19 protein-coding genes and 1 pseudogene are annotated in these 19600 nt (G+C 35.5%); 4 read left to right on the plus strand and 16 right to left on the minus strand.

The genetic code is table 11. The features are described from left to right. Positions 1-72: 72 nt before the first annotated feature. The 4 genes from HMPREF2937_RS09785 to fdaB form a co-directional block, all read right to left on the minus strand. Entirely contained in the window at positions 73-1503 is a 1431-nt protein-coding gene (locus HMPREF2937_RS09785) for an aldehyde dehydrogenase family protein (protein ID WP_023016119.1), read from the minus strand. Between the two features lie 131 nt (positions 1504-1634). Then, positions 1635-1985, minus strand: a complete 351-nt coding sequence (locus HMPREF2937_RS09790) for a winged helix-turn-helix transcriptional regulator (protein ID WP_002481803.1) — start codon at positions 1983-1985, stop codon at positions 1635-1637. 62 nt (positions 1986-2047) lie between these two features. Continuing rightward, positions 2048-3307 (minus strand): UDP-N-acetylglucosamine 1-carboxyvinyltransferase, encoded by a 1260-nt coding sequence (locus HMPREF2937_RS09795; protein ID WP_023016121.1) that lies wholly within the window; start codon positions 3305-3307, stop codon positions 2048-2050. Between the two features lie 498 nt (positions 3308-3805). Continuing rightward, on the minus strand, positions 3806-4663 hold the full coding sequence (fdaB, locus tag HMPREF2937_RS09800) for a class IIb fructose-bisphosphate aldolase FdaB (RefSeq protein WP_002481805.1): 858 nt from the start codon (positions 4661-4663) through the stop codon (positions 3806-3808). 302 nt (positions 4664-4965) lie between these two features. Here fdaB and HMPREF2937_RS09805 point away from each other — a divergent pair, with 302 nt between their 5' ends. Continuing rightward, positions 4966-5499, plus strand: coding sequence for a DUF2529 family protein (locus HMPREF2937_RS09805; protein WP_070864477.1), 534 nt, complete (start codon positions 4966-4968; stop codon positions 5497-5499). A 97-nt stretch (positions 5500-5596) separates the two neighbouring features. On the opposite strand, the gene HMPREF2937_RS09810 is transcribed toward HMPREF2937_RS09805, so the two are convergent. From HMPREF2937_RS09810 to HMPREF2937_RS09825, 4 genes are all read right to left on the minus strand, one after another. Continuing rightward, positions 5597-7213: a CTP synthase gene (locus HMPREF2937_RS09810; protein ID WP_070864478.1), complete on the minus strand. Its 1617-nt coding sequence runs from the start codon at positions 7211-7213 to the stop codon at positions 5597-5599. 227 nt (positions 7214-7440) lie between these two features. Further along, complete coding sequence (gene rpoE, locus HMPREF2937_RS09815) at positions 7441-7989, minus strand: DNA-directed RNA polymerase subunit delta (RefSeq protein ID WP_002481808.1); 549 nt, start codon at positions 7987-7989, stop codon at positions 7441-7443. A gap of 122 nt (positions 7990-8111) precedes the next feature. Beyond that, positions 8112-8978 (minus strand): GNAT family N-acetyltransferase, encoded by an 867-nt coding sequence (locus HMPREF2937_RS09820; RefSeq protein ID WP_070864479.1) that lies wholly within the window; start codon positions 8976-8978, stop codon positions 8112-8114. A 49-nt stretch (positions 8979-9027) separates the two neighbouring features. Continuing rightward, a complete protein-coding gene (locus tag HMPREF2937_RS09825) occupies positions 9028-9393 on the minus strand; it encodes a VOC family protein (RefSeq protein WP_002481810.1) in 366 nt (121 codons plus the stop codon). Between the two features lie 93 nt (positions 9394-9486). Between HMPREF2937_RS09825 and coaW the strand changes: the two genes are divergently transcribed. Then, entirely contained in the window at positions 9487-10296 is an 810-nt protein-coding gene (gene coaW, locus HMPREF2937_RS09830) for a type II pantothenate kinase (protein ID WP_070864480.1), read from the plus strand. 82 nt (positions 10297-10378) lie between these two features. Here the strand turns inward: coaW and HMPREF2937_RS09835 are convergent, their stop codons facing one another. From HMPREF2937_RS09835 to HMPREF2937_RS14075, 3 genes and pseudogenes are all read right to left on the minus strand, one after another. Beyond that, a complete protein-coding gene (locus HMPREF2937_RS09835; RefSeq protein ID WP_002481812.1) occupies positions 10379-11044 on the minus strand; it encodes a DUF2750 domain-containing protein in 666 nt (221 codons plus the stop codon). A 139-nt stretch (positions 11045-11183) separates the two neighbouring features. After that, the gene (locus HMPREF2937_RS14070; RefSeq protein WP_257245387.1) at positions 11184-12404 is read right to left on the minus strand and encodes an L-aspartate--L-methionine ligase LdmS; all 1221 of its coding nucleotides are present in this window, start codon (positions 12402-12404) and stop codon (positions 11184-11186) included. A gap of 9 nt (positions 12405-12413) precedes the next feature. After that, positions 12414-13571: pseudogene (locus tag HMPREF2937_RS14075) on the minus strand (M20 family metallopeptidase); the annotation flags it as partial. A 291-nt stretch (positions 13572-13862) separates the two neighbouring features. Here HMPREF2937_RS14075 and HMPREF2937_RS09845 point away from each other — a divergent pair. After that, positions 13863-14330 carry an S-ribosylhomocysteine lyase gene (locus HMPREF2937_RS09845; RefSeq protein WP_002481814.1) on the plus strand — a complete coding sequence of 156 codons (468 nt, stop codon included), beginning with the start codon at positions 13863-13865 and terminating at the stop codon, positions 14328-14330. Positions 14331-14444: 114 nt separating this feature from the next. Here the strand turns inward: HMPREF2937_RS09845 and HMPREF2937_RS09850 are convergent, their stop codons facing one another. Next, a complete protein-coding gene (locus HMPREF2937_RS09850) occupies positions 14445-15701 on the minus strand; it encodes an aminoacyltransferase (protein WP_070864482.1) in 1257 nt (418 codons plus the stop codon). 178 nt (positions 15702-15879) lie between these two features. Continuing rightward, a complete protein-coding gene (gene deoC / locus HMPREF2937_RS09855) occupies positions 15880-16542 on the minus strand; it encodes a deoxyribose-phosphate aldolase (protein WP_070864483.1) in 663 nt (220 codons plus the stop codon). 248 nt (positions 16543-16790) lie between these two features. Between deoC and deoD the strand changes: the two genes are divergently transcribed. Beyond that, on the plus strand, positions 16791-17498 hold the full coding sequence (gene deoD, locus HMPREF2937_RS09860) for a purine-nucleoside phosphorylase (RefSeq protein ID WP_002481817.1): 708 nt from the start codon (positions 16791-16793) through the stop codon (positions 17496-17498). A 66-nt stretch (positions 17499-17564) separates the two neighbouring features. Here deoD and HMPREF2937_RS09865 read toward each other — a convergent pair whose 3' ends face one another. The 3 genes from HMPREF2937_RS09865 to HMPREF2937_RS09875 all read right to left on the minus strand — a co-directional run bounded on the left by HMPREF2937_RS09865 (position 17565) and on the right by HMPREF2937_RS09875 (position 19535). After that, a complete protein-coding gene (locus HMPREF2937_RS09865; protein WP_002481818.1) occupies positions 17565-18257 on the minus strand; it encodes a D-Ala-D-Ala carboxypeptidase VanY in 693 nt (230 codons plus the stop codon). A gap of 164 nt (positions 18258-18421) precedes the next feature. Further along, positions 18422-18868: a Dps family protein gene (locus HMPREF2937_RS09870; protein WP_002481819.1), complete on the minus strand. Its 447-nt coding sequence runs from the start codon at positions 18866-18868 to the stop codon at positions 18422-18424. Positions 18869-19136: 268 nt separating this feature from the next. After that, positions 19137-19535, minus strand: a complete 399-nt coding sequence (locus HMPREF2937_RS09875; protein ID WP_023016315.1) for a thiol-disulfide oxidoreductase DCC family protein — start codon at positions 19533-19535, stop codon at positions 19137-19139. Between the last annotated feature and the right edge of the window lie 65 nt (positions 19536-19600).

The following is a 19600-nucleotide window of genomic DNA, read 5'->3' on the forward strand; positions in this document are numbered from 1 at the left end:
ATTGCGTATAATTAACTATTTCTCCATTAAAAAAGCTGGGCACTTTCGTGCCCAGCAAATAGTATTCAAAGGTTATTCATTATAGTAACCTGCAATTGATTTGATTTCTAAGAATTCTTCAATACCATAGTCGCCCCATTCTCTACCGATACCTGATTGTTTATAACCACCGAATGGTAAATCTGGTTTGCGACCTGCTTCATTGATTTCAATTGTACCTGCTTCAACTTCACGTGCAACTTTGCGTAAAGTGTTTAAGTCTTTACCATATACATAACCAGCAAGACCATATTTTGTTTCGTTCGCAATTTCAATTGCTTCTTTAAGGTCTTTGTAAGTGATAATTGACATTACAGGTCCAAAGATTTCTTCTTGTGCGATAGTCATTTGGTTATCAACATTCGCAAAGATTGTTGGTTTTGCGAAGTAACCTTTGTCTAATCCTTCAGGTTTACCTACACCGCCAAGAACTAATTCAGCACCTTCATCGATACCTTTTTGAATATAATCTTCAACTTGATCAAATTGTTTTTTGCTGATGATTGGACCCATTTGAACGCCTTCTTCTCTTGGATCTCCAACTTTTACTTGGCTCATTTTTTCTTTTGCTGCTTCAATGAATTTATCTTTCATTGATTCAGGAATAATAGTTCTTGTACCTGCAGTACATACTTGGCCTGTGTTGTTATAAACTTTGCCGACTGCAGCTTCAGCAGCTTCTTCTACATCTGCATCATCTAAAATGATATAAGGTGATTTACCACCAAGTTCAAGTGAAACTTTTTTGAAGTCTTGTGCTGCTTTTTCCATGATTTTTGCACCTGTACGTCCTGAACCTGTGAATGACATCATGCGTACATCTGGATGTTCACTTAATGGATTGCCGACACCTTCGCCGTCACCATTTACTAAGTTGAATACACCTTTTGGTACACCAGCTTTATCAAAGATTTCAGCTAAGATAATTGCTGCGTATGGTGTTAATTCAGAAGGTTTTAATACGACTGGACTACCAGCTGCGAATGCTGCTGCTAATTTTAATGATGTTTGGTTAGTTGGGAAGTTCCATGGTGTGATTAAACCAGCAACACCAATACCTTCTTTCACCACTAAGTCATTACCGCGTCTTTCTTCAAATTGGAAATTATCCAATGCATCTCTTGCTTCTGAGAAGTGATTAAGTCCCATTTGATAATGCACATTTTCGGATTTTTCAAGCGGTGAACCTAGTTCATCAGTAATCGCTTCAATAATATCTTGTTTTCTATTTTCATACTCTTTGACAATTTTATCGAGTAAGTCTCTTCTATATTCTACACTGCTGTGACGGAATTCAAGATAAACATCTTTTGCAGCTTGGACTGCTTTATCTACGTCTTCTTTGTTACCTTTCGCAACTTGACCTAGTACTTCTTCAGTTGCTGGGTTGATGACATCGATTGTTTCGCCACTTGCACTATCAACCCATTCACCATTGATATATTGCTTAGTTTGAATTCTCAATTCAGTCACTCCTTAGTATTACGTCTTACTTTATAGTTTATCCTTTCTCAGATTTTTTTAAACGTTTCTGCTTATAACGCAAAATAAGAGCTACTCCAAAAGGAATAACTCTTACTTCTCTCAAGTCTATATTAAGAATTGGCCACATTATCTGTTTGATTCTCAGATTCAAGTTCAATATATTTTTGTGCCCATTCTTCCATCGGTACTAAAGCCTCAGCTAAAGCAGCACCTTTATCAGTTAAATGATAAACGATTGATAAGGGGGCTTTTGATACGATGTTCTTTTCTACTAACTCCCATTCCATCAGTTCAGAAAGTTTTAAGCTTAAAGAACGTGGTGTAATTGTCTTCAAATCTTTCTTCATATCACTGAAGTGTGCAGACTGTTCTGGACATCTAGATAAATAATTTAAAATTAATCCATTCCAGCTTCGACCGATGATTTTGAATGTTTCTTCTAGATATGGACAAATTTCCATTTAAATCACCTCTCATGATTACTAGATCATGCAAACCTACTATACAAAGTATACCACGTTTCCTAAATTTTTTCAGTCCAAATGTTTGCGCCGAGAGATTTTAAATTCTCTACAATGTTTGTGTAGCCGCGATAAATGTGATTTACATTATAAATTGTTGTTACACCCTCAGCGATTAAACCTGCAATAATTAAGCAAGCACCGGCACGCAAATCACTCGCATACACAGACGCACCATGTAATTGAGACGGTTTAACTGTTGCTGTGTTTTGATCTACAGAAATTTCTCCGCCCATTTTTCTTAACTCTTCGATATGACGGAATCTTTCAGGATAAATTGTATCTGTTACAAATGAAGGTCCATCTGCTAAGAATAATAATGGTGTGATTGGTTGTTGTAAGTCAGTCGCAAAACCTGGATAAACCAATGTTTTGATGTTGACGCTGTTAAATGGTAATTGGCCTTTAAGTTTTACGCGGTCATCATCAATCTCAACATCTACACCTAGTTCACGTAATTTAACAGTTAAAGGTTCGATGTGTTTTGGAATGATATTATCAAGTTCCACTTCAGCACCGCAAGCTGCTGCCATACACATATATGAACCCGCTTCAATACGGTCTGGAATAATTTGATGTGTCACACCATGCAAATGATCGACACCCGTAATTTTAATAGTACTTGTACCTGCACCTTTGATGTTCGCACCCATTCCTGTTAAGAACGTCGCAACATCTACAACTTCAGGTTCTTTCGCTGCATTTTCGATTACTGTTTGTCCCTCTGCACGGACAGCAGCTAACATAATATTGATCGTTGCACCAACACTAACCATATCTAAGAAGATATTCGCACCTTTTAATTCTTCCGCTTCAATCTTCATAGAAGTCGGGCTTGATTCATCAATCGTCGCACCTAATGCTTTGAATCCTTTAATATGTTGATCAATCGGACGTGGTCCTAAAGGACAACCACCTGGTAGTCCGATGACGCATTTTTTAAATCGACCTAACATTGCTCCCATCATATAATATGATGCTCTTAATGACTCTACCTTATGGTTTGGTAAAGACGCATTTTTTATTTCCGTCGGGTCTACTTTTAATTCTGTATCTTTTAAATCTGTTTTAATGTTTAAATCCTCTAACAAGCTTACTAAAGTAGCAACATCTGAAATTTGCGGTAAGCCTTCTAATGTTACAACATCCTCTGCAAGTAATGCTGCTGGGATAATCGCCACTGCACTATTTTTAGCGCCGTTGATTTTCAGTTTCCCTTTTAATGGCTGTCCGCCTCTGATTTTTATTACTTCTTGAGCCATTCGATTGTTCTCCTTTGTTATTCAATCTTTATTCCACAGTTCTATGTATAGTCTACCTTGTTTCTGATACGACTACACCCACTCTTTCATCATTTTCTATGAAAATAACTGTTATCCACATACTTCATATTAATTATAGTTGAATGTACTAGCGATTGTATATTCATATTATAGAATACAAAGCCATTTGTTAAAGTATTTACAACATGTTGATATGTTGCACCCATTTTATGCGTTTGTCTTAAGATGTCAGTCTCAACAAACTTTTTTGTTTCATTCAAAAAATCACTTAAGACATTATAGCACAAGTCACGTTAAGACTGCGAAATAATTTCAGGCAATACACCATTTTTGCCTAACATTATTGTCATATAGATATTTCCGCAATCTTTTGTATCCTAACAAATGGTTGACGAGAACACAATCTTTTGGTGTTGTCTCACAACACAAAAAAGAGCATCCGAAAAAGATGCTCTTTCAATACTTAATTATTCATAATTAAGCGCGGTTAGAAGTACCGAATTCTTTGATTTTACCAGTTACTGTAGCTTTGATAGCTTCACGAGCTGGTCCTAAATATTTACGTGGATCGTATACTTCTTTGTCGTTGTTTAATACTTCACGAACTGCTTTCGCTGAAGCAATTTGGTTTTCAGTATTTACGTTGATTTTAGCTGTACCTAAAGAAATAGATTTTTGGATATCTTTAGTTGGGATACCAGTACCACCGTGTAATACTAATGGTAAACCAGTTGATTGACCGATTTCTTCCATTTCTTTGAAGCCTAAGTTTGGTTCACCTTTGTAAGGACCATGAACAGAACCTAATGCAGGTGCTAAAGTATCGATACCTGTTTTTTCAACAAGTTCTTGACACTCTTTAGGGTCAGCATAGATAACGCCGTCAGCTACTACGTCGTCTTCTTGTCCGCCAACAGTACCTAATTCAGCTTCAACTGATACACCGCGTGCATGTGCATATTCAACCACTTTTTTAGTGATTTCAATATTTTCTTCGAATGGGCTGTGTGAAGCGTCGATCATAACTGATGTGAAACCAGCGTCGATTGCTTCTTTACATTTTTCGAAGCTTGAACCGTGGTCTAAATGGATAGCAACTGGTACAGTGATTTTTAAATCATGTAATAAGCCTTCTACCATTTTAACTACAGTGTAGAATCCGCTCATGTAACGAGCAGCACCTTCAGATACACCTAAAATAACTGGTGCATTTTGTTCTTGTGAAGCTTCTAAAATAGCTTGAGTGAATTCTAGGTTATTTAAGTTGTATTGACCAACTGCGTAACCTTTTTCTTTTGCATCGATTAACATTTCTTTCATTGAAACTAAAGGCATGAAAGTTCCTCCTTGCGTGCGTTTTGCACGTGATTTTTATACGTTAAGTATATCAAAGTCACCGCCGTAATGCATTGCAAAACTAAATGTAAGCGGTTATAAATGATAAAATTGTGTGAAATTTCAAATGAAAACGTATACAACATGTGTATATGTGTTTCACAACCACTTTGTTCTGTGCTTAACGTTGTATTTTTTATTATTACCCATTTTCATCTGCGTCTTATACATTTTTCAGTCAATTGAATTAAAGATAAGCTTCATTTAAAATTGAAATATCGATAATAAAGTTGGAGGCTACTATGGCGAATATCTTACAAACACAACTTACTGGTATATTCAATCGCTTAAATCAACAAGAATTGGATATACAAATGGCATCACAATGTTTAATTCAAGCTATCGGCGGAGAAGGTCATGTTTATGTCAAAGGTTATGGCGACTTAAATTGCTTCGAAGATTATGTGCTTAACAGCAATGAAAAATTAGAAGCAAGCAAACGTCTAACTGACTTAGAAAGTTATGATGCATTAGATACAACTGACCGCGTCTTACTCTTCTCTCCTTTTTATACAGAAGAAGTTCAAGCGGATACACAACGCTTAATTGATTTAGATGTTGATTTCGTTTTAATCTGTAACAAAGATAAAGAAACACCTATTCCTGACCATCTTCTTCATTATATAGATTTATGTACACCAAGACCGATTGTCTATACAGAGGATTACGACAAAATCGTTCAACCTCATCCTATGGCATTCACTTATGTTTACTATGAAATCTATACACAAATGATTGAAATGATCAGAGACTTGGATTTGAACGTAGAAGAGTAACTAAATAATTTGAAAATACAAAAGCGGCAAAGCTGATTCACCTAGTTGTGAATCTGCTTTGCCGCTTCTTTATGCTTTATAATAGACGTATTTTGCCTTATTTACTTTTATTTTGTTGATATTTGTTAGCCGCTTCGATAAACGCTTTGAAGATTGGTTGCGGACGGTTTGGTCTTGATAAGAATTCTGGGTGGAATTGACTCGCGAAGAAGAAGTCATTACCAGGAATTTCAATCATTTCGATTCTTCTGCCGTCTGGGCTGATACCTGAGAAGACCATACCTGCATCTTCCATTTGTTGACGATAGTCGTTGTTAAATTCATAACGGTGACGATGACGTTCTTCGATTTCTTTTTTACCATAGATATCATAAGCTAATGAACCCTCTTTAACTTCACTTGGGTACAAGCCTAAACGTAATGTTCCGCCTAAATCTTCGATATCTTTTTGTTCTGGTAATAAGTCAATGATTGGATATGGTGTATCAGGATCTAGTTCTGCAGAATGTGCACCTTCTAAACCAAGAACGTTACGCGCAAATTCTACTGTAGCCAACTGCATACCTAAGCAGATACCGAAGTATGGCACATTGTTTTCACGCGCATAACGGATTGCTGAAATCTTACCTTCACTTGCTCGGTAACCAAAGCCGCCAGGCACTAGGATACCATCTACATCTTTTAAGTATTCCGCTGCGTTTTCGTCTGTCACTTCGCTAGAATCAATCCATTTAACTTTAATGTCTTTATATAATGGGTAGCCTGCGTGTTTTAATGATTCTACAACTGAAAGATAAGCATCTTGCAAGCTTACATATTTACCGACTAAACCGATTGTGATTTCACCATCAAGATTGTTTACGATTTCTAATAAATGTTTCCATTCATCTAATTGTGTATCGTATTTCGCATCTAAGTCTAAGCGATTGATGACTAAGTCATCCATATGTTGTTTGCTTAATTGTAAAGGAATTTCATATAAAGATTCAGCATCACGACATTCGATAACATTTTCTTCAGGAATGTCACAGAATAATGCAATTTTATCTTTTAAATCTTGTGTCATTTCATATTCAGTTCTTACCACAATCAAATCAGGTTGGATACCTAAACCACGTAATTCTTTAACACTATGTTGTGTCGGTTTTGTTTTCATTTCACCTGCTGCTTTGATGTAAGGTAATAAAGTACAGTGGATATACATGACATTATCTCGGCCTAAATCACTACGGATTTGACGAATCGCTTCGATAAATGGCAGTGATTCGATATCGCCTGTTGTACCGCCGATTTCAGTAATAACAACGTCTGCATTTGTGCTTTCGCCTGCTAATAATAAACGTTCTTTAATTTCATTCGTGATATGAGGAATAACTTGAACCGTACCGCCTAAGTAATCACCGCGGCGTTCTTTTTTCAATACGTGAGAGTAAACTTTACCAGCTGTCACGTTTGAATATTTATTTAAGTTGATGTCGATAAAACGTTCATAGTGTCCTAAGTCTAAGTCTGTTTCCGCACCATCATCTGTCACAAAGACTTCCCCGTGCTGATACGGACTCATAGTACCTGGGTCTACGTTTAAATATGGATCGAATTTCTGTATCGTTACGGATAAACCTCTATCTTTTAATAATCTGCCTAATGATGCCGCTGTAATTCCTTTACCAAGTGAAGAAACTACTCCGCCAGTAACAAATATGAACTTAGTCATTCTTTTTCCTCCTACTTTTCAATTACAAATTAATTTAACATTCCATAACTTGTTTGTATTCATGTTAAGACATAAAAGTCTTAGCGCTTATTTTAAATATCGCTTAAAAAATAAAAAAACGCTCCCTCTCACATCTCATGTAAAGGGGGAGCGTATGATTTATACACGTTGTCCTAATTAAAGGAGCCCGAATAAAATTTTATCATTTTTCTAGAAAAAGTCAATTATTATTCTTCATCGTCTGGCTCATCATTAAAACCAGCCGCATCTTCAAATAATTCTTCTGCTTCTTCTAATTCATCTTCGTCTTCTTCGATAACGATATCAGATTCATTGACTTCTTCTTCATCTTGAGGATCGTCTAAATTTTCTTCGTCGTCCTCAACATCTTCTTCAGTTCTTGCTTCGTCTTCCTCTTCTTCCTCTTCGCCAAGAAGTTTAAGATTTTTATCTTCTTCGTCTTCTTCATCCAAGATATCGAATTTTTGAATTGTAGGTGCGATTTTTTCTTCAATATCATCTACTGAATACCAGTCACGTAATCCCCACATATTTTCTCCGACATTTAAGAAACGTCCATCTGTGTTTAAGTCAGTGTAGAATTGAACAATACGATTTTCTAAATGTTCATTATCTTCATAGTGTCCTAAAGCTTTAAATTCATCAATGATATCGTATAAGTTCATTGTAGTCCCTTTTTCTTCTAATAAAGTATGGGCCATATCGATGAATGATTTTTCGTCTACCATTTCTTTTGTGTAGTCTTGAATTTTCATATGTTCTATTACTCCCTTTCAAAGGCTTTATCAATTCAATCACAAGTTTACTTATTTCTCATGTTAACAAATGTAAATTATAAATGACAATGCCCTATTTCGCAATGCTAATGATTACATTTTTAATAAACGATATATTTTTCAAATTTTACATAATCTTCAGTTTGCAAGGTTGCGACAAAATTACTGTTCAAACATAACGGTTTTAATTCATTATGTTCACCAAATAAAACAATATCTAACACTTCTATTTCAGGATATGTTTTTCTGATATATGTCGCTAACTGACGTAATGCACTTTCTGCGATACCTTTATGTCGTTTATCCTTATCCACTTCTATACCTCTGATATGCATACGGTTTTCTGTTGCTTGCAAAGCAATAAAACCTGCTTTTTGACCGTCCAGCATTAAATGTACTGTATCGATTTCTTTATCAGGTTGTTCATCGGGTGCTTTCAACTTTAATGATGAAACATATTTAGAATCTAAATCTAAATAGTATAAACGTTCTTCACCGATCGGTCCTTCTTGTTTTGTCGCAGTATGCATAAACCCTGCACGTTCATACACATTCCACGCTGCTTTATTTTCAGCATCGACCACAAGGTATAAATGGTTGAAATCACTATAAAGTGACTGAACATAATTCGGCAGATTCATCATAATCTTCGTGCCGTAACCATTTCCTTGGAATTTTTCATTAATAGATAACGAACGGACATAGACGACATGTTCTGGTGTGTCGTAACCTTCGTGTTGATAATATTGATGTAAAACAAAGAAGCCGACCACTTCCCCTTTTTGATTAATAGCTATATTCGCGATACGGTCTTTGTCTTTTAATGCATCGTCTAATACTTGTTTTGGTAAAGAAGAATAAATCATCTGTCTTTCTGACAGTTCGAAATCTTCGACTTCTTTATGGTACTTTGGTTCGTATGGCTGAACGATAATATCTCCAAATTGCTTACTGTGTTTCATATACATCCCCTACATTTCTTATTTACTGCAAGTTCAATTAGTGTTTCCCTATGCGCTATGCTGAGAAACAATTTGAGAGCCAATTGACACCGTATTGGTCTCTGACTTGACCATGCATTGCGTTGAAAAAAGTTTTAGTAATTGGCATGTGTGGATCTCCACCAACACTCAACGCATCATATACACGTTGTTGTTCTGTAGAATCTTCAAATGTCAGAAGCAGATTCACATCTTCATTACTGAATGGTTTGCCATAATTGCTCGATAAGTGCAATACAATAGCATCAGTAATGTGAACTTCTGCGTGCAACACTTGTTCTTTTTGTTGATTTAATACTTTAATCTCACCGCCGAAAACACTTTGATAGAATTCAGCTGCTTTTGCAACATTTTCTACGATAAGGTATGGACTTAATTTCATTTTTTATTGTACACTCCTTAACTTTGCTTTTTTCTTTCTCTTTTGATTATACTATTAATGATTACATGTCATACATAATTTTGAGGTGAAACTATGAAAATCGGTATTGATGCCGGTGGTACATTAATTAAAATTGTCGAAATCGACAACGGGCACCGTACTTTCAGAACGAAACGTACTGATGAATTAACAGAAGTGATTGAGTGGTTGAATCAACAACCTTGCAGAAATGTTTCTTTAACCGGCGGTAAAGCACAAATGATTAAAAATCAATTAGATTTCCCTGCACAAGAATTCGTTGAGTTCGATGCAGCTTCAAAGGGTTTAAATATGTTATTAGAAGAACAAGGTCATTATTTAAAAGACTACATCTTCGCCAATGTCGGAACAGGCACATCTATGCACTATTTTGACGGCCAGACACAAAGACGTGTCGGAGGTATCGGTGCCGGCGGCGGTATGATTCAAGGTTTAGGATACTTATTATCTGGGATTACAGATTATCAAACTTTGACAGATACCGCAGAACAAGGTGACCGTGAATTTATTGATTTAAAAGTAAAACACATCTATAAAAATAGTGAACCGCCGATTCCAGGTGATTTAACAGCCGCAAACTTCGCACATGTGATGCGTCATCTAGATAAAGAAGTTTCAACCGCAGATCAATTAGCATCAGTAATGGGTGTCGTTGGAGAAGTTGTCACAACCATGGCCATCACACTCGCAAGAGAGTTTCAAACTGAAAATGTGGTGTATATCGGTTCTTCATTCAACAATAATCATCTTCTACGCAAAGTTGTAGAAGATTATACTGTCTTACGTGGTTTCAAGCCTTACTATGTTGAAGGCGGCGCTTTTTCAGGCGCTTTAGGCAGTATCTACTTAGGAAATCCAGCGTAATGTACATCAAATAAATAGGGAATAAGGCAGATTTTAATCATAGCCTTATTCCCTATTATGTTCTCTATCTAATTAAACAATTTTAATAAGATAATTCATTTTTCAATGTTTGGGCTGAAACTATCGAACCTACAACATTCGGTTTTAAGTTGATGCCGACGCCGTTATCATCATCTCTTAATTGATCAAGCCATTCACTGAAAACTTCTCCTTCAACTTGATCTACATCGCATTCTTCAAAATCTTCATCGCGCACTTTCAATGCAGATTGATAATCACTCCACACTGGCATGAAGTTAGGCTGGTTTTCCCCGTTATTGCTGATAATAATAAACTGTTTATTTCCTTTATCAGTCAGACCATAAACATCATCTGTTTTCGCAGTAATTCGCGCAAATTCAACTGTACGAATACGATCCAGTTCTGTCATAATTTGTTTTGTGGCTTCATAAATATCAATGAAATGTCCGTCTAGTTCATCTGTAACATTAACTAAGACTTTATCCCCTTTATCAAATAAGTCATCCATTTCACTTGTCACAAAGCGATCTAAATCACGAATAATAATTTTATCGTAAGCATCTTTACGGTTTTCAAAATAAGCTTCTGCTAATTCTTTCTTTGTCCAAAATAGCGCAATGGCATGTCCATCTACATCTCTTCTAACCATTTTTCTATCTTTGACTGCAATATAGTACGTTTCATTTACAAGCAAATCTTTGAAAAACGTTTCGTATTTATAATCCATAGTAAACCCACTTTCTCTATAGTTGTGTATCAATGCAAATATAAAATAATAAACTTAAACAGTCAATCTAATACGATTTATGTTAAAGCAAAACGGCTAAAATCACACAGGATTTTAACCGTTTCACTAAAACTCTATATTAATCGCCTAATTCTTTTAAGAAGGCTTTTTCATTTAATTCAATTTCTTCTCTTGAGCTGCCATGCCAGATACACGCAAAACGAGAATTCACTTTATCCTTACCATACCAATCACCATCATAATAAGATAATGGATAAATTTTGCCCTGGCGGACATATTTCATAATCGTACGATAAAATTTCGTATTATCACCGCGTGAGAAATAACTATAGAATTTATGGAAATCTCCAGATAATTCATCATCTAACAGCAACATGCTTGTTGACCCATTTTGACGGAAGTTTAAATCAATCGCATAAACATGACCATACTTATCATAAAGCAAGTCGAAACCTCCGACACCATAGAAACCTTCTTTAATACCGTTTTCCATAATTTCGCGACCCGCTTCAATCACAGCTTGCGGCACCTCTTCCACCGGTACACTTTGATTTCCGTTATAGAAACCATAATCATCTGTGATTTGTTCGGCTGTTCCTAAATATTTCAAACCGATTTGATCTGAGTAAGCAAATTGTACACAGTAATTGGCGATATCATCCACTTTTTGTTCAATAATCATTGTTTCCGTTTCATCTAATGCTTGATGAACACGTTCAATTGCTTTTTCTAAATCTTCTTGGTTATAACAGATCATCACGCCATAGCCGCCGGCTGTCGGTAAATCATCGCCCGGTTTTAATACAATCGGTAAATCCCACTTCTTCACTGCTTCTTCAAAATCTTCTACCGCCACAACTTCACGTTTCGGCAAATATTTACCGTTTGTCCACTCTGGTATACGTGCTTTATTGTTGAGCGCAACAAACGTATCTTTATCCTGCGCATAATCTTCTTTAGGTACAATGTCTTCACTATGCACATATTGGAAGTATATCTTCTTGTTGTCTTCTGTCGTTAACGAACGTAATAAATGTTCATAACTAGCTTGGTTATGGAATTTATAAACATTGCTTGGCACTTCTTTACCGACTTCGTTGAATAACTGTTTCAACTTATCAGTGACACTCGCTTCATGCACAATCACCGGCATTTTATTTGCGATTAATAATTCACGACCTGTTAAGAAGTTAGATTGATGCTCATCAGGCTCTAACCAAGGATTGGAAACATACGATGGACGAGACGAATAAACAATAGACTCATCATATAAATCACTTAAAGTGACCTTAGGTTGTTCTGAATGTTTTCTAAGTTCTTTTAATGATGCTTGCTTCACTTTTCTGACATGTTGTTCTTTAATTTCTCTCAACAATTCATTGTTTTGAATTAAATCTAAGCCCATACGTGCTAAAATATCCGCACCTTTAATTAAGGCACTATCACCATGGTCAGATGCAGCAGCTTCTTTAAATTTGTAAGTATGTCCTACTAAATTGCTTGGTCCGATTTTAATATGTGCATGTAACGTCGGTACGATATGACTGACGTTACCCGTATCAGTAGAACCGTAACCGAAGTCATCTTCACTGACTTCTTCTCCTTTTTGACGGGCATAATGTGCAAACAGTTCATCTAATTTAGGTGTTAAGATAAATTCGTTCACGCCATTTTGAATCGGTTTGAATGAATAGTCACAACCTGTCTGCAATGCGGCACCTTGAGCAATTTGACCTACTCGGTGTGTTAACACATCTAAATCTTTACGTGTTGTTGCACGTGTATAGAAACGTGCATGTGTAAAATCAGGAATAATGTTGGCTGCTTCTCCACCATTTAAAATCACACCATGTACACGTTCACCTTTTTTAATTTGTTGACGTAATTGTGCTACACCATTGAAATAGCTGATCATCGCATCTAAAGCGTTAATCGCTTCATCTGCATTTTCAGAGGCATGCGCACTTTTACCGTAGAATTTAATATCTAAGACATCTACTGCTAATGTATGGATTGTTTTGTATGTTTCATTACCAGGGTGCAGCATCAAAGCAACATCTAATTCGTCAATGATACCTTCTTTAACATAACTCGCTTTCGCACTTCCATTTTCTCCGCCTTCTTCAGCTGGACAACCTAACACAACCACTTGTCCGCCTACTTTATCGATAACTTGTTTTAAAGCGATACCAGCTAACACACTTGTTGTACCGATAATATTATGACCGCATGCATGACCTAATCCAGGAAGCGCGTCATATTCTGCTAGGAAACCAATCGTCGGTCCTGGCTTGCGACTATGATATTGAGCAATGAAGCCAGTCGGATGACCTGCGATATCTTGTTCAATTTCAAAGCCGTATTTCTTTAATTCTTGCATTAATAAACCAGAAGCAAAGACTTCTTGGTTTCCTAGTTCTGGTCTTTCATGGATTTTATGACTGATATCAATAAATTCTGACTGTTTCGCATCTATAAATTGTTCAATATGAGTTTCAAATGACATTTTAGTGACTCCCTTTATTTTTCAAAGATATATGTGTCTTTAAGGTCGTTTTAACACGATTTGGAACGCTTTTACCTTGCGTTCTCATCCCCTTTTATATCTTTATCAGTAAAATTGATTACTAAACATTTTAAAGGTTTTTCATGACTTTGTCATCCTTTTTCTTAATTTTCAACAAATTTATTCCGAGTAAACTGATAAACTTTTCATTGAAAGTGCATTCGGTAAAATTGTAAATGCTGCTTAGCCTTGTTACAATAAGACATGAAGAACTAAAGGAGGTTTAGTTTTATGCCTAAAATGAACGTTGAAAGTTTCAATTTAGATCATACTAAAGTTGTTGCACCATTTGTGCGCTTAGCAGGTACAAAAGAAGGTCAAAACGGAGATGTAATTAAGAAATACGATATTCGTTTCAAACAACCAAACAAAGAACACATGAAAATGCCTGGTTTACATTCATTAGAACACTTAATGGCTGAAAACATCCGTAACCACACAGACAAAGTCGTAGACTTAAGTCCAATGGGTTGCCAAACTGGTTTCTATGTATCATTCATCAACCATGATGACTACGAAGATGTATTAAACATCATTGAAGCAACATTAAAAGATGTTGTTGCGGCTAAAGAAGTCCCTGCTTGTAATGAGGTACAATGCGGTTGGGCAGCAAGCCACTCATTAGAAGGTGCACATGAAATTGCACAAGAAATGTTAGAAAAACGTGACCAATGGGATAAAATCTTCAGCGAAGACTAATCCGGGTCATTTGATGCATTAATAGTATGTGAAGCCCCGCTTCAAATCAAAAAATGATTTGAGACGGGGCTTCTTTTTTGTTTGCTATTAAAATTATGAATAGGTTGCTTCAATCTATTCTCTGTTTTTTAGTTTGTCTAATAATAATGAGAGTTTGTAGAGCATTGGGCGAAGCGGTTTAATAAAATCTCCAATATACTCTTCTACGTGTGCATTAAATCCTTCTTTGAATTTTTGTACACCATAGTCTTCTGCGTTATCAGAGAAATCTCCTGTAATACCATAGAAATTATAACGGTCAATACCTTTCTTCTTCGCAAATTTAATCATTTCCCATTGTAAACGGTATGCGCCCATAAACGCATTATATTGAGGATTCGAACCACTAGAGAGATAGTAAACTTCGTGCTCATTATAAAGATAAAGCGCAGCTGCTAAGTTTAAGATGTTGCCATCTTTTTCTATCATCGCTTGTGTTTCTTTGATTTTACGTTCGTTACTATTAAATTGTTGCTGCAGTTGATTAGCTCTGCTTTTTGATTTCTTAGAGTTCGGACTTTCTTTCAACTTCTCATTCACTTCATCTAAATCACTTTGTAATTGTGCGTGTTTCTCTTTCAACTCTTTTAAGTACGTATGCAAATCGACATACGCTAATTTTAAGAAACCACGATGACCATAAATCTTTTGCATTTGTTTAAAATAATCCAAACCTCTAAATGTGAAACCGTGTTTCTCTTCTGCCATTTTAAACAATTCGAAGAATAAAGGTGTTTCATCAATAGAAAGTGTACGGACTTGTACACCCATTTCATAAGTCTTTTTAATATTACGTCTTGTTTGATAGTCCATTTCATTGAGTAACTGCGTTTCTGATTTTCCTTTTAAATCTAACACAGACAACCATCTGATTTGACTCATAGAAGAATAACCAGTGGAATAGCCTTGATGTTTGTAACCTAACTTTTCCAATGTTTGAATCAACTGATGATTATCAAATTGTTCAATGATTTCACCATCAGGTTCTCTGATATTTTCCAAAATATACGGATCGACAAGTACATATAACCCTTTGTGTTTTCTTAAATAAAGTGTCAAAGACGCAAAGAAATATTCCACAAGTTTAATATTCTTATAATCCATGACAGGTCCGCGATGTGTATAGAAGTATTTAAAGAAGCGCAAACTTCTCGCTTCTGTTAGTAAGCACGCCGCAATAACTTCATTTTTTTCATCTTTAACTCCTACTAGGTGCACATCATGTTGTGCTTTATTGCGATTATGATAATGTTTCGCTGACTGTGTATAATGTGAAAAATGTTGTTTTGTATAATTATCAAACTCTGTTTCAGATAAATTTGTAAAGTACATGTTGCATCTCCTTTGATGATGTCGCTCCCTTTAACTATATCATTCTACAACACATCGCACAACATAGTCGTACATAATTGTTTATTTATTTTAATTTTTAAAAAATCACCTTAAAAAAGATACGATACCTAATCATATTTACAATTAAGCATCGCATCTTTTCTTTCATCTATTTCTATTAATAATCAGAATCTGATTCTAATCCTTGGATAATTTGTACACCTGCACTTGCGCCTACACGAGTTGCGCCTGCATCTAGCATAGCTTTGAAGTCTTCTAAGTTACGAACGCCGCCTGAAGTTTTGACTTCTAATGCGTCGCCAACGACTTCTTTCATTAATTTTACATCTTCAACTGTCGCGCCACCACCAGCAAAGCCAGTAGAAGTTTTCACAAAGTGTGCACCTGCTGCTTTACTTAATTCAGATGCTTTACGTTTTTCTTCATCTGTCAGTAACACTGTTTCAATAATCACTTTAACGGTACGACCATCAGCAGCTTTAACAACCGCTTCAATATCTTGCTGTACCTCATCATAGCGTTTGTCTTTTAATGCACCGATATTAATAACCATATCTAATTCATCTGCACCATTTTTCACTGCATCTTCTACTTCAAATGCTTTTGTCGCAGTTGTATTTGCGCCTAATGGGAATCCGATGACTGTACATACTAGTACGTCAGAATCTGCTAATGCTTCTGCCGCATGTTTCACGTAAGTCGGGTTGATACATACAGATTTAAATTGATATTCCTTTGCTTCTTCAATCAACTTATCAATTTGTTCTAAAGTAGTATCTGGTTTTAATAAAGTATGATCAATATACTTCGCATAATTCATTTGTATACATCCTCCAATTTGGTTGTTTACTTTCACATATAATATAACGTATTCAATTATCATTTTACCAAATATTTTAACTCGCTAAAATATAAGAGATGTTCAACTTGTTTCAATTTCACTCTTTTAATGAAATCATACCTGAATTGTCATTAAATAAGCCCAACTGTGTATAGTAATTCTCGCAAATTATAGGCTTGCGTGTTATCTTTAACTTAACTTATTTTTTATTAAAGGAGCAGATAAATATGACTCAAGGTACACCGCATATTCAACCAAATGGTGCTAAAATCGCGAAAACAGTTTTAATGCCAGGTGACCCGCTGCGCGCAAAATATATCGCAGATAATTATTTAGAAGATGTCGTACAATTTAACGAAGTTCGTAATATGTTCGGTTATACAGGCACATATAAAGGTAAAGAAGTTTCAGTAATGGGTTCAGGTATGGGGATTCCAAGTATTGGTATCTATTCATATGAGCTTTATAACACGTTTGATGTAGATACAATTATTCGTATCGGTTCATGTGGTGCATTACAAGAAGACGTAAATCTTTACGATATTATTATTGCACAAGGTGCTTCTACAAACTCTAACTATGTAGATCAATACAACATTCCTGGTCATTTCGCACCATTAGCTGACTTTGATTTAATGGTCGAAGCTAAAAATGTTGCAGACAAAGTCGGCGCAACGACTCATGTTGGTAATATCCTTTCTTCTGATACGTTCTATAACGCTGACTCAACATTCAACCAACAATGGCAACGTATGGGTATTTTAGGTATTGAAATGGAATCTGCAGGTTTATACTTAAACGCAACTTATGCAGGTAAAAAAGCATTAGGTATCTTCACAGTAAGTGACCACATCTTACGTGATGAAGCTACAACACCTGAAGAACGTCAAAACTCATTTACACAAATGATGGAAATTGCGTTAGAAATCGCATAATCTATTCAATATATTTTAAGGCGAAGCTCAACTCAGCTTCGCCTTTTTTCATAATTTCATTTAATATTATTTCTTATCATAACCATAATCTAGATATTCTTCTAATGTCTGATGTTGATTATGGATGTCTTTCGCATGTTTAAGGCCGACATATCTGAAATGCCAAGGTTCATATTGATAACCTGTAATATGTTCTTTACCTTTCGGATATCGAAGAATAAAACCATATTCATGCGCATGTTCAGCAAGCCATTTACCTTCAGGTGTTTCACCATATGCTTCTAAGAAATCTTTATTTCCTGGTGGTGTGCCCACATCGAAAGCTAAGCCTGTTTGATGTTCAGAAAAGCCAGGTCTAGCACTATATTTATCAGCGGCTTTCTGACCATCACGAGCCACATAACTATTATAAAGTCCGACTTGTTCTTGATAAGATCTAAATCCGCTGCGATAGACAATATTTAATCCTTCTTTTTTTGCATCTTGCATCATTTCATTTAAATGTTGTCTCGCTGTTTGATTTTCTCCACGATTATAGTGTTTTGAAATCGATACCTTTTTATTCACTAACATTAAACCATCAACAGTTGTCACACCATTTTTCTTGTTCACTTGATGTTGTTGTTTAGGTTGTGGTGCTTTTTTAGTGTCTTGTTGTGCTGATTGCTTGTTCTCCTTGTTGTCGTTTTGTTCTGATGTACTGCCGCAAGCTGTTAATAATAAACTAGCAGCCAAAGTACCCGCAATTAATTTATTCATCCCGTTATCACCTCATCAACTTTCACATCTATAGTATAGAACGCATAATATATTTTTCAACATCCTTTTATGAAACTTTAAAATACTTTCACAAAAGAAAAACCAAGCCATGGTTCTTCTTGACCACGGCTTGGTTTTATCATTATAAGTTATTTGATTGATGCTTATTTGCCTAGGAATGATTGGAACATCCAGTTGTGTTTATCAACTGAAGTTTGTAATGCGATTAACATATCTTGAGATACATCATCTTCTGCATCTCCTGCAACTTCTACTGCTTTAGCAAGTTGTTCAGAAATGTTAGTGAAGTCTTTAGAAATTGATTGAACCATATCTTCAGCAGTTTTTTCTGATTCTGCTTCATCTACAATTGCTACATCTAAGCTATTTTTCAATGTCGCAACTGGGCTGCCGCCGATTGCTAAGATACGTTCTGCTAATTCATCAATGTGTTCACTTGCTTCGTTATATAATTCTTCAAATTTAACGTGTAATGAGAAGAAATGAGGACCTTTCACAAACCAATGGAAGTTGTGAATTTTTGTATATAATACTGTCCAGTTTGCTACTTGTTCGTTTAATACATTTACTACATCTTGTTTATTTGCCATAAAAATAATCGCTCCTTTAAGTTGTCGTTTTTTCTCTTTGTAATAGTTATTATATTATAATCATTCTAATCTGTAAAGCTATATCTCCTCTAATTTAAAATTATTATAAACTAGAGTTCTAAGATGTTGTATCTGCTTTCTCTATTACTTTACCCTACTTGGAAGCTTTTAACACATTAATAACACTTATTACTAAGCCATTTAAAAGGATGTGACATTTAATGCTTGTCCATTATAAACAAGTAGTTCATTTTATTTTCATTCTCAATTAAATATTCTTAGGCAATTCAATAAAGAATGAGCGTTCATAATCAGTAGGTTCTTGCCATTCTGCATGCCACATCTTATCTCGGTTATTCGCAAATAAATCATAACCGAAGTTACGCAATGGTTTCGGTACAAGTGTTAATAGGACACCTATCCATTTTTCTTCTGTTAATGACATCAACAATTTTGCGATAGCTGTAGATTTGAAATAAAGATGTTCCCCTTCTTGCAGTACGACAGTATTCATTTTTAATATACCTGGATGTCTGCGTTCTAATTCTTGGCCTGCAGTACCTTTTAATGTCGCAAACTCATAACTTTTAGATAAACCGTGTCTAATTAACCATATCGCATAGTTATAGCAATACACACAGTTTGCATCATAATAAATAATCGGCATTCTATTACTCCTTTCTCGTTCAGTCTTTCATCTATTATTTAATATACCCGTTTAGAATTGCCATT

It is taken from the genome of Staphylococcus sp. HMSC061G12, assembly GCF_001838465.1.
GTDB classification, from domain to species: Bacteria; Bacillota; Bacilli; order Staphylococcales; family Staphylococcaceae; genus Staphylococcus; species Staphylococcus simulans.

What these genes read in the sequence shown, in the direction of transcription:
- HMPREF2937_RS09835 (WP_002481812.1), bottom strand. Translation starts at nt 11,044, where the DNA reads ATGGATTATAAATACGAAACGTTTTTCAAAGATTTGCTTGTAAATGAA.
- HMPREF2937_RS09790 (WP_002481803.1), bottom strand. Translation starts at nt 1,985, where the DNA reads ATGGAAATTTGTCCATATCTAGAAGAAACATTCAAAATCATCGGTCGA.
- HMPREF2937_RS09810 (WP_070864478.1), bottom strand. Translation starts at nt 7,213, where the DNA reads ATGACTAAGTTCATATTTGTTACTGGCGGAGTAGTTTCTTCACTTGGT.
- HMPREF2937_RS09845 (WP_002481814.1), top strand. Translation starts at nt 13,863, where the DNA reads ATGCCTAAAATGAACGTTGAAAGTTTCAATTTAGATCATACTAAAGTT.
- HMPREF2937_RS09820 (WP_070864479.1), bottom strand. Translation starts at nt 8,978, where the DNA reads ATGTATATGAAACACAGTAAGCAATTTGGAGATATTATCGTTCAGCCA.
- HMPREF2937_RS09850 (WP_070864482.1), bottom strand. Translation starts at nt 15,701, where the DNA reads ATGTACTTTACAAATTTATCTGAAACAGAGTTTGATAATTATACAAAA.
- fdaB (WP_002481805.1), bottom strand. Translation starts at nt 4,663, where the DNA reads ATGCCTTTAGTTTCAATGAAAGAAATGTTAATCGATGCAAAAGAAAAA.
- coaW (WP_070864480.1), top strand. Translation starts at nt 9,487, where the DNA reads ATGAAAATCGGTATTGATGCCGGTGGTACATTAATTAAAATTGTCGAA.
- HMPREF2937_RS09805 (WP_070864477.1), top strand. Translation starts at nt 4,966, where the DNA reads ATGGCGAATATCTTACAAACACAACTTACTGGTATATTCAATCGCTTA.
- deoD (WP_002481817.1), top strand. Translation starts at nt 16,791, where the DNA reads ATGACTCAAGGTACACCGCATATTCAACCAAATGGTGCTAAAATCGCG.
- HMPREF2937_RS09870 (WP_002481819.1), bottom strand. Translation starts at nt 18,868, where the DNA reads ATGGCAAATAAACAAGATGTAGTAAATGTATTAAACGAACAAGTAGCA.
- HMPREF2937_RS09795 (WP_023016121.1), bottom strand. Translation starts at nt 3,307, where the DNA reads ATGGCTCAAGAAGTAATAAAAATCAGAGGCGGACAGCCATTAAAAGGG.
- HMPREF2937_RS09875 (WP_023016315.1), bottom strand. Translation starts at nt 19,535, where the DNA reads ATGCCGATTATTTATTATGATGCAAACTGTGTGTATTGCTATAACTAT.
- rpoE (WP_002481808.1), bottom strand. Translation starts at nt 7,989, where the DNA reads ATGAAAATTCAAGACTACACAAAAGAAATGGTAGACGAAAAATCATTC.
- HMPREF2937_RS09825 (WP_002481810.1), bottom strand. Translation starts at nt 9,393, where the DNA reads ATGAAATTAAGTCCATACCTTATCGTAGAAAATGTTGCAAAAGCAGCT.
- deoC (WP_070864483.1), bottom strand. Translation starts at nt 16,542, where the DNA reads ATGAATTATGCGAAGTATATTGATCATACTTTATTAAAACCAGATACT.
- HMPREF2937_RS09865 (WP_002481818.1), bottom strand. Translation starts at nt 18,257, where the DNA reads ATGAATAAATTAATTGCGGGTACTTTGGCTGCTAGTTTATTATTAACA.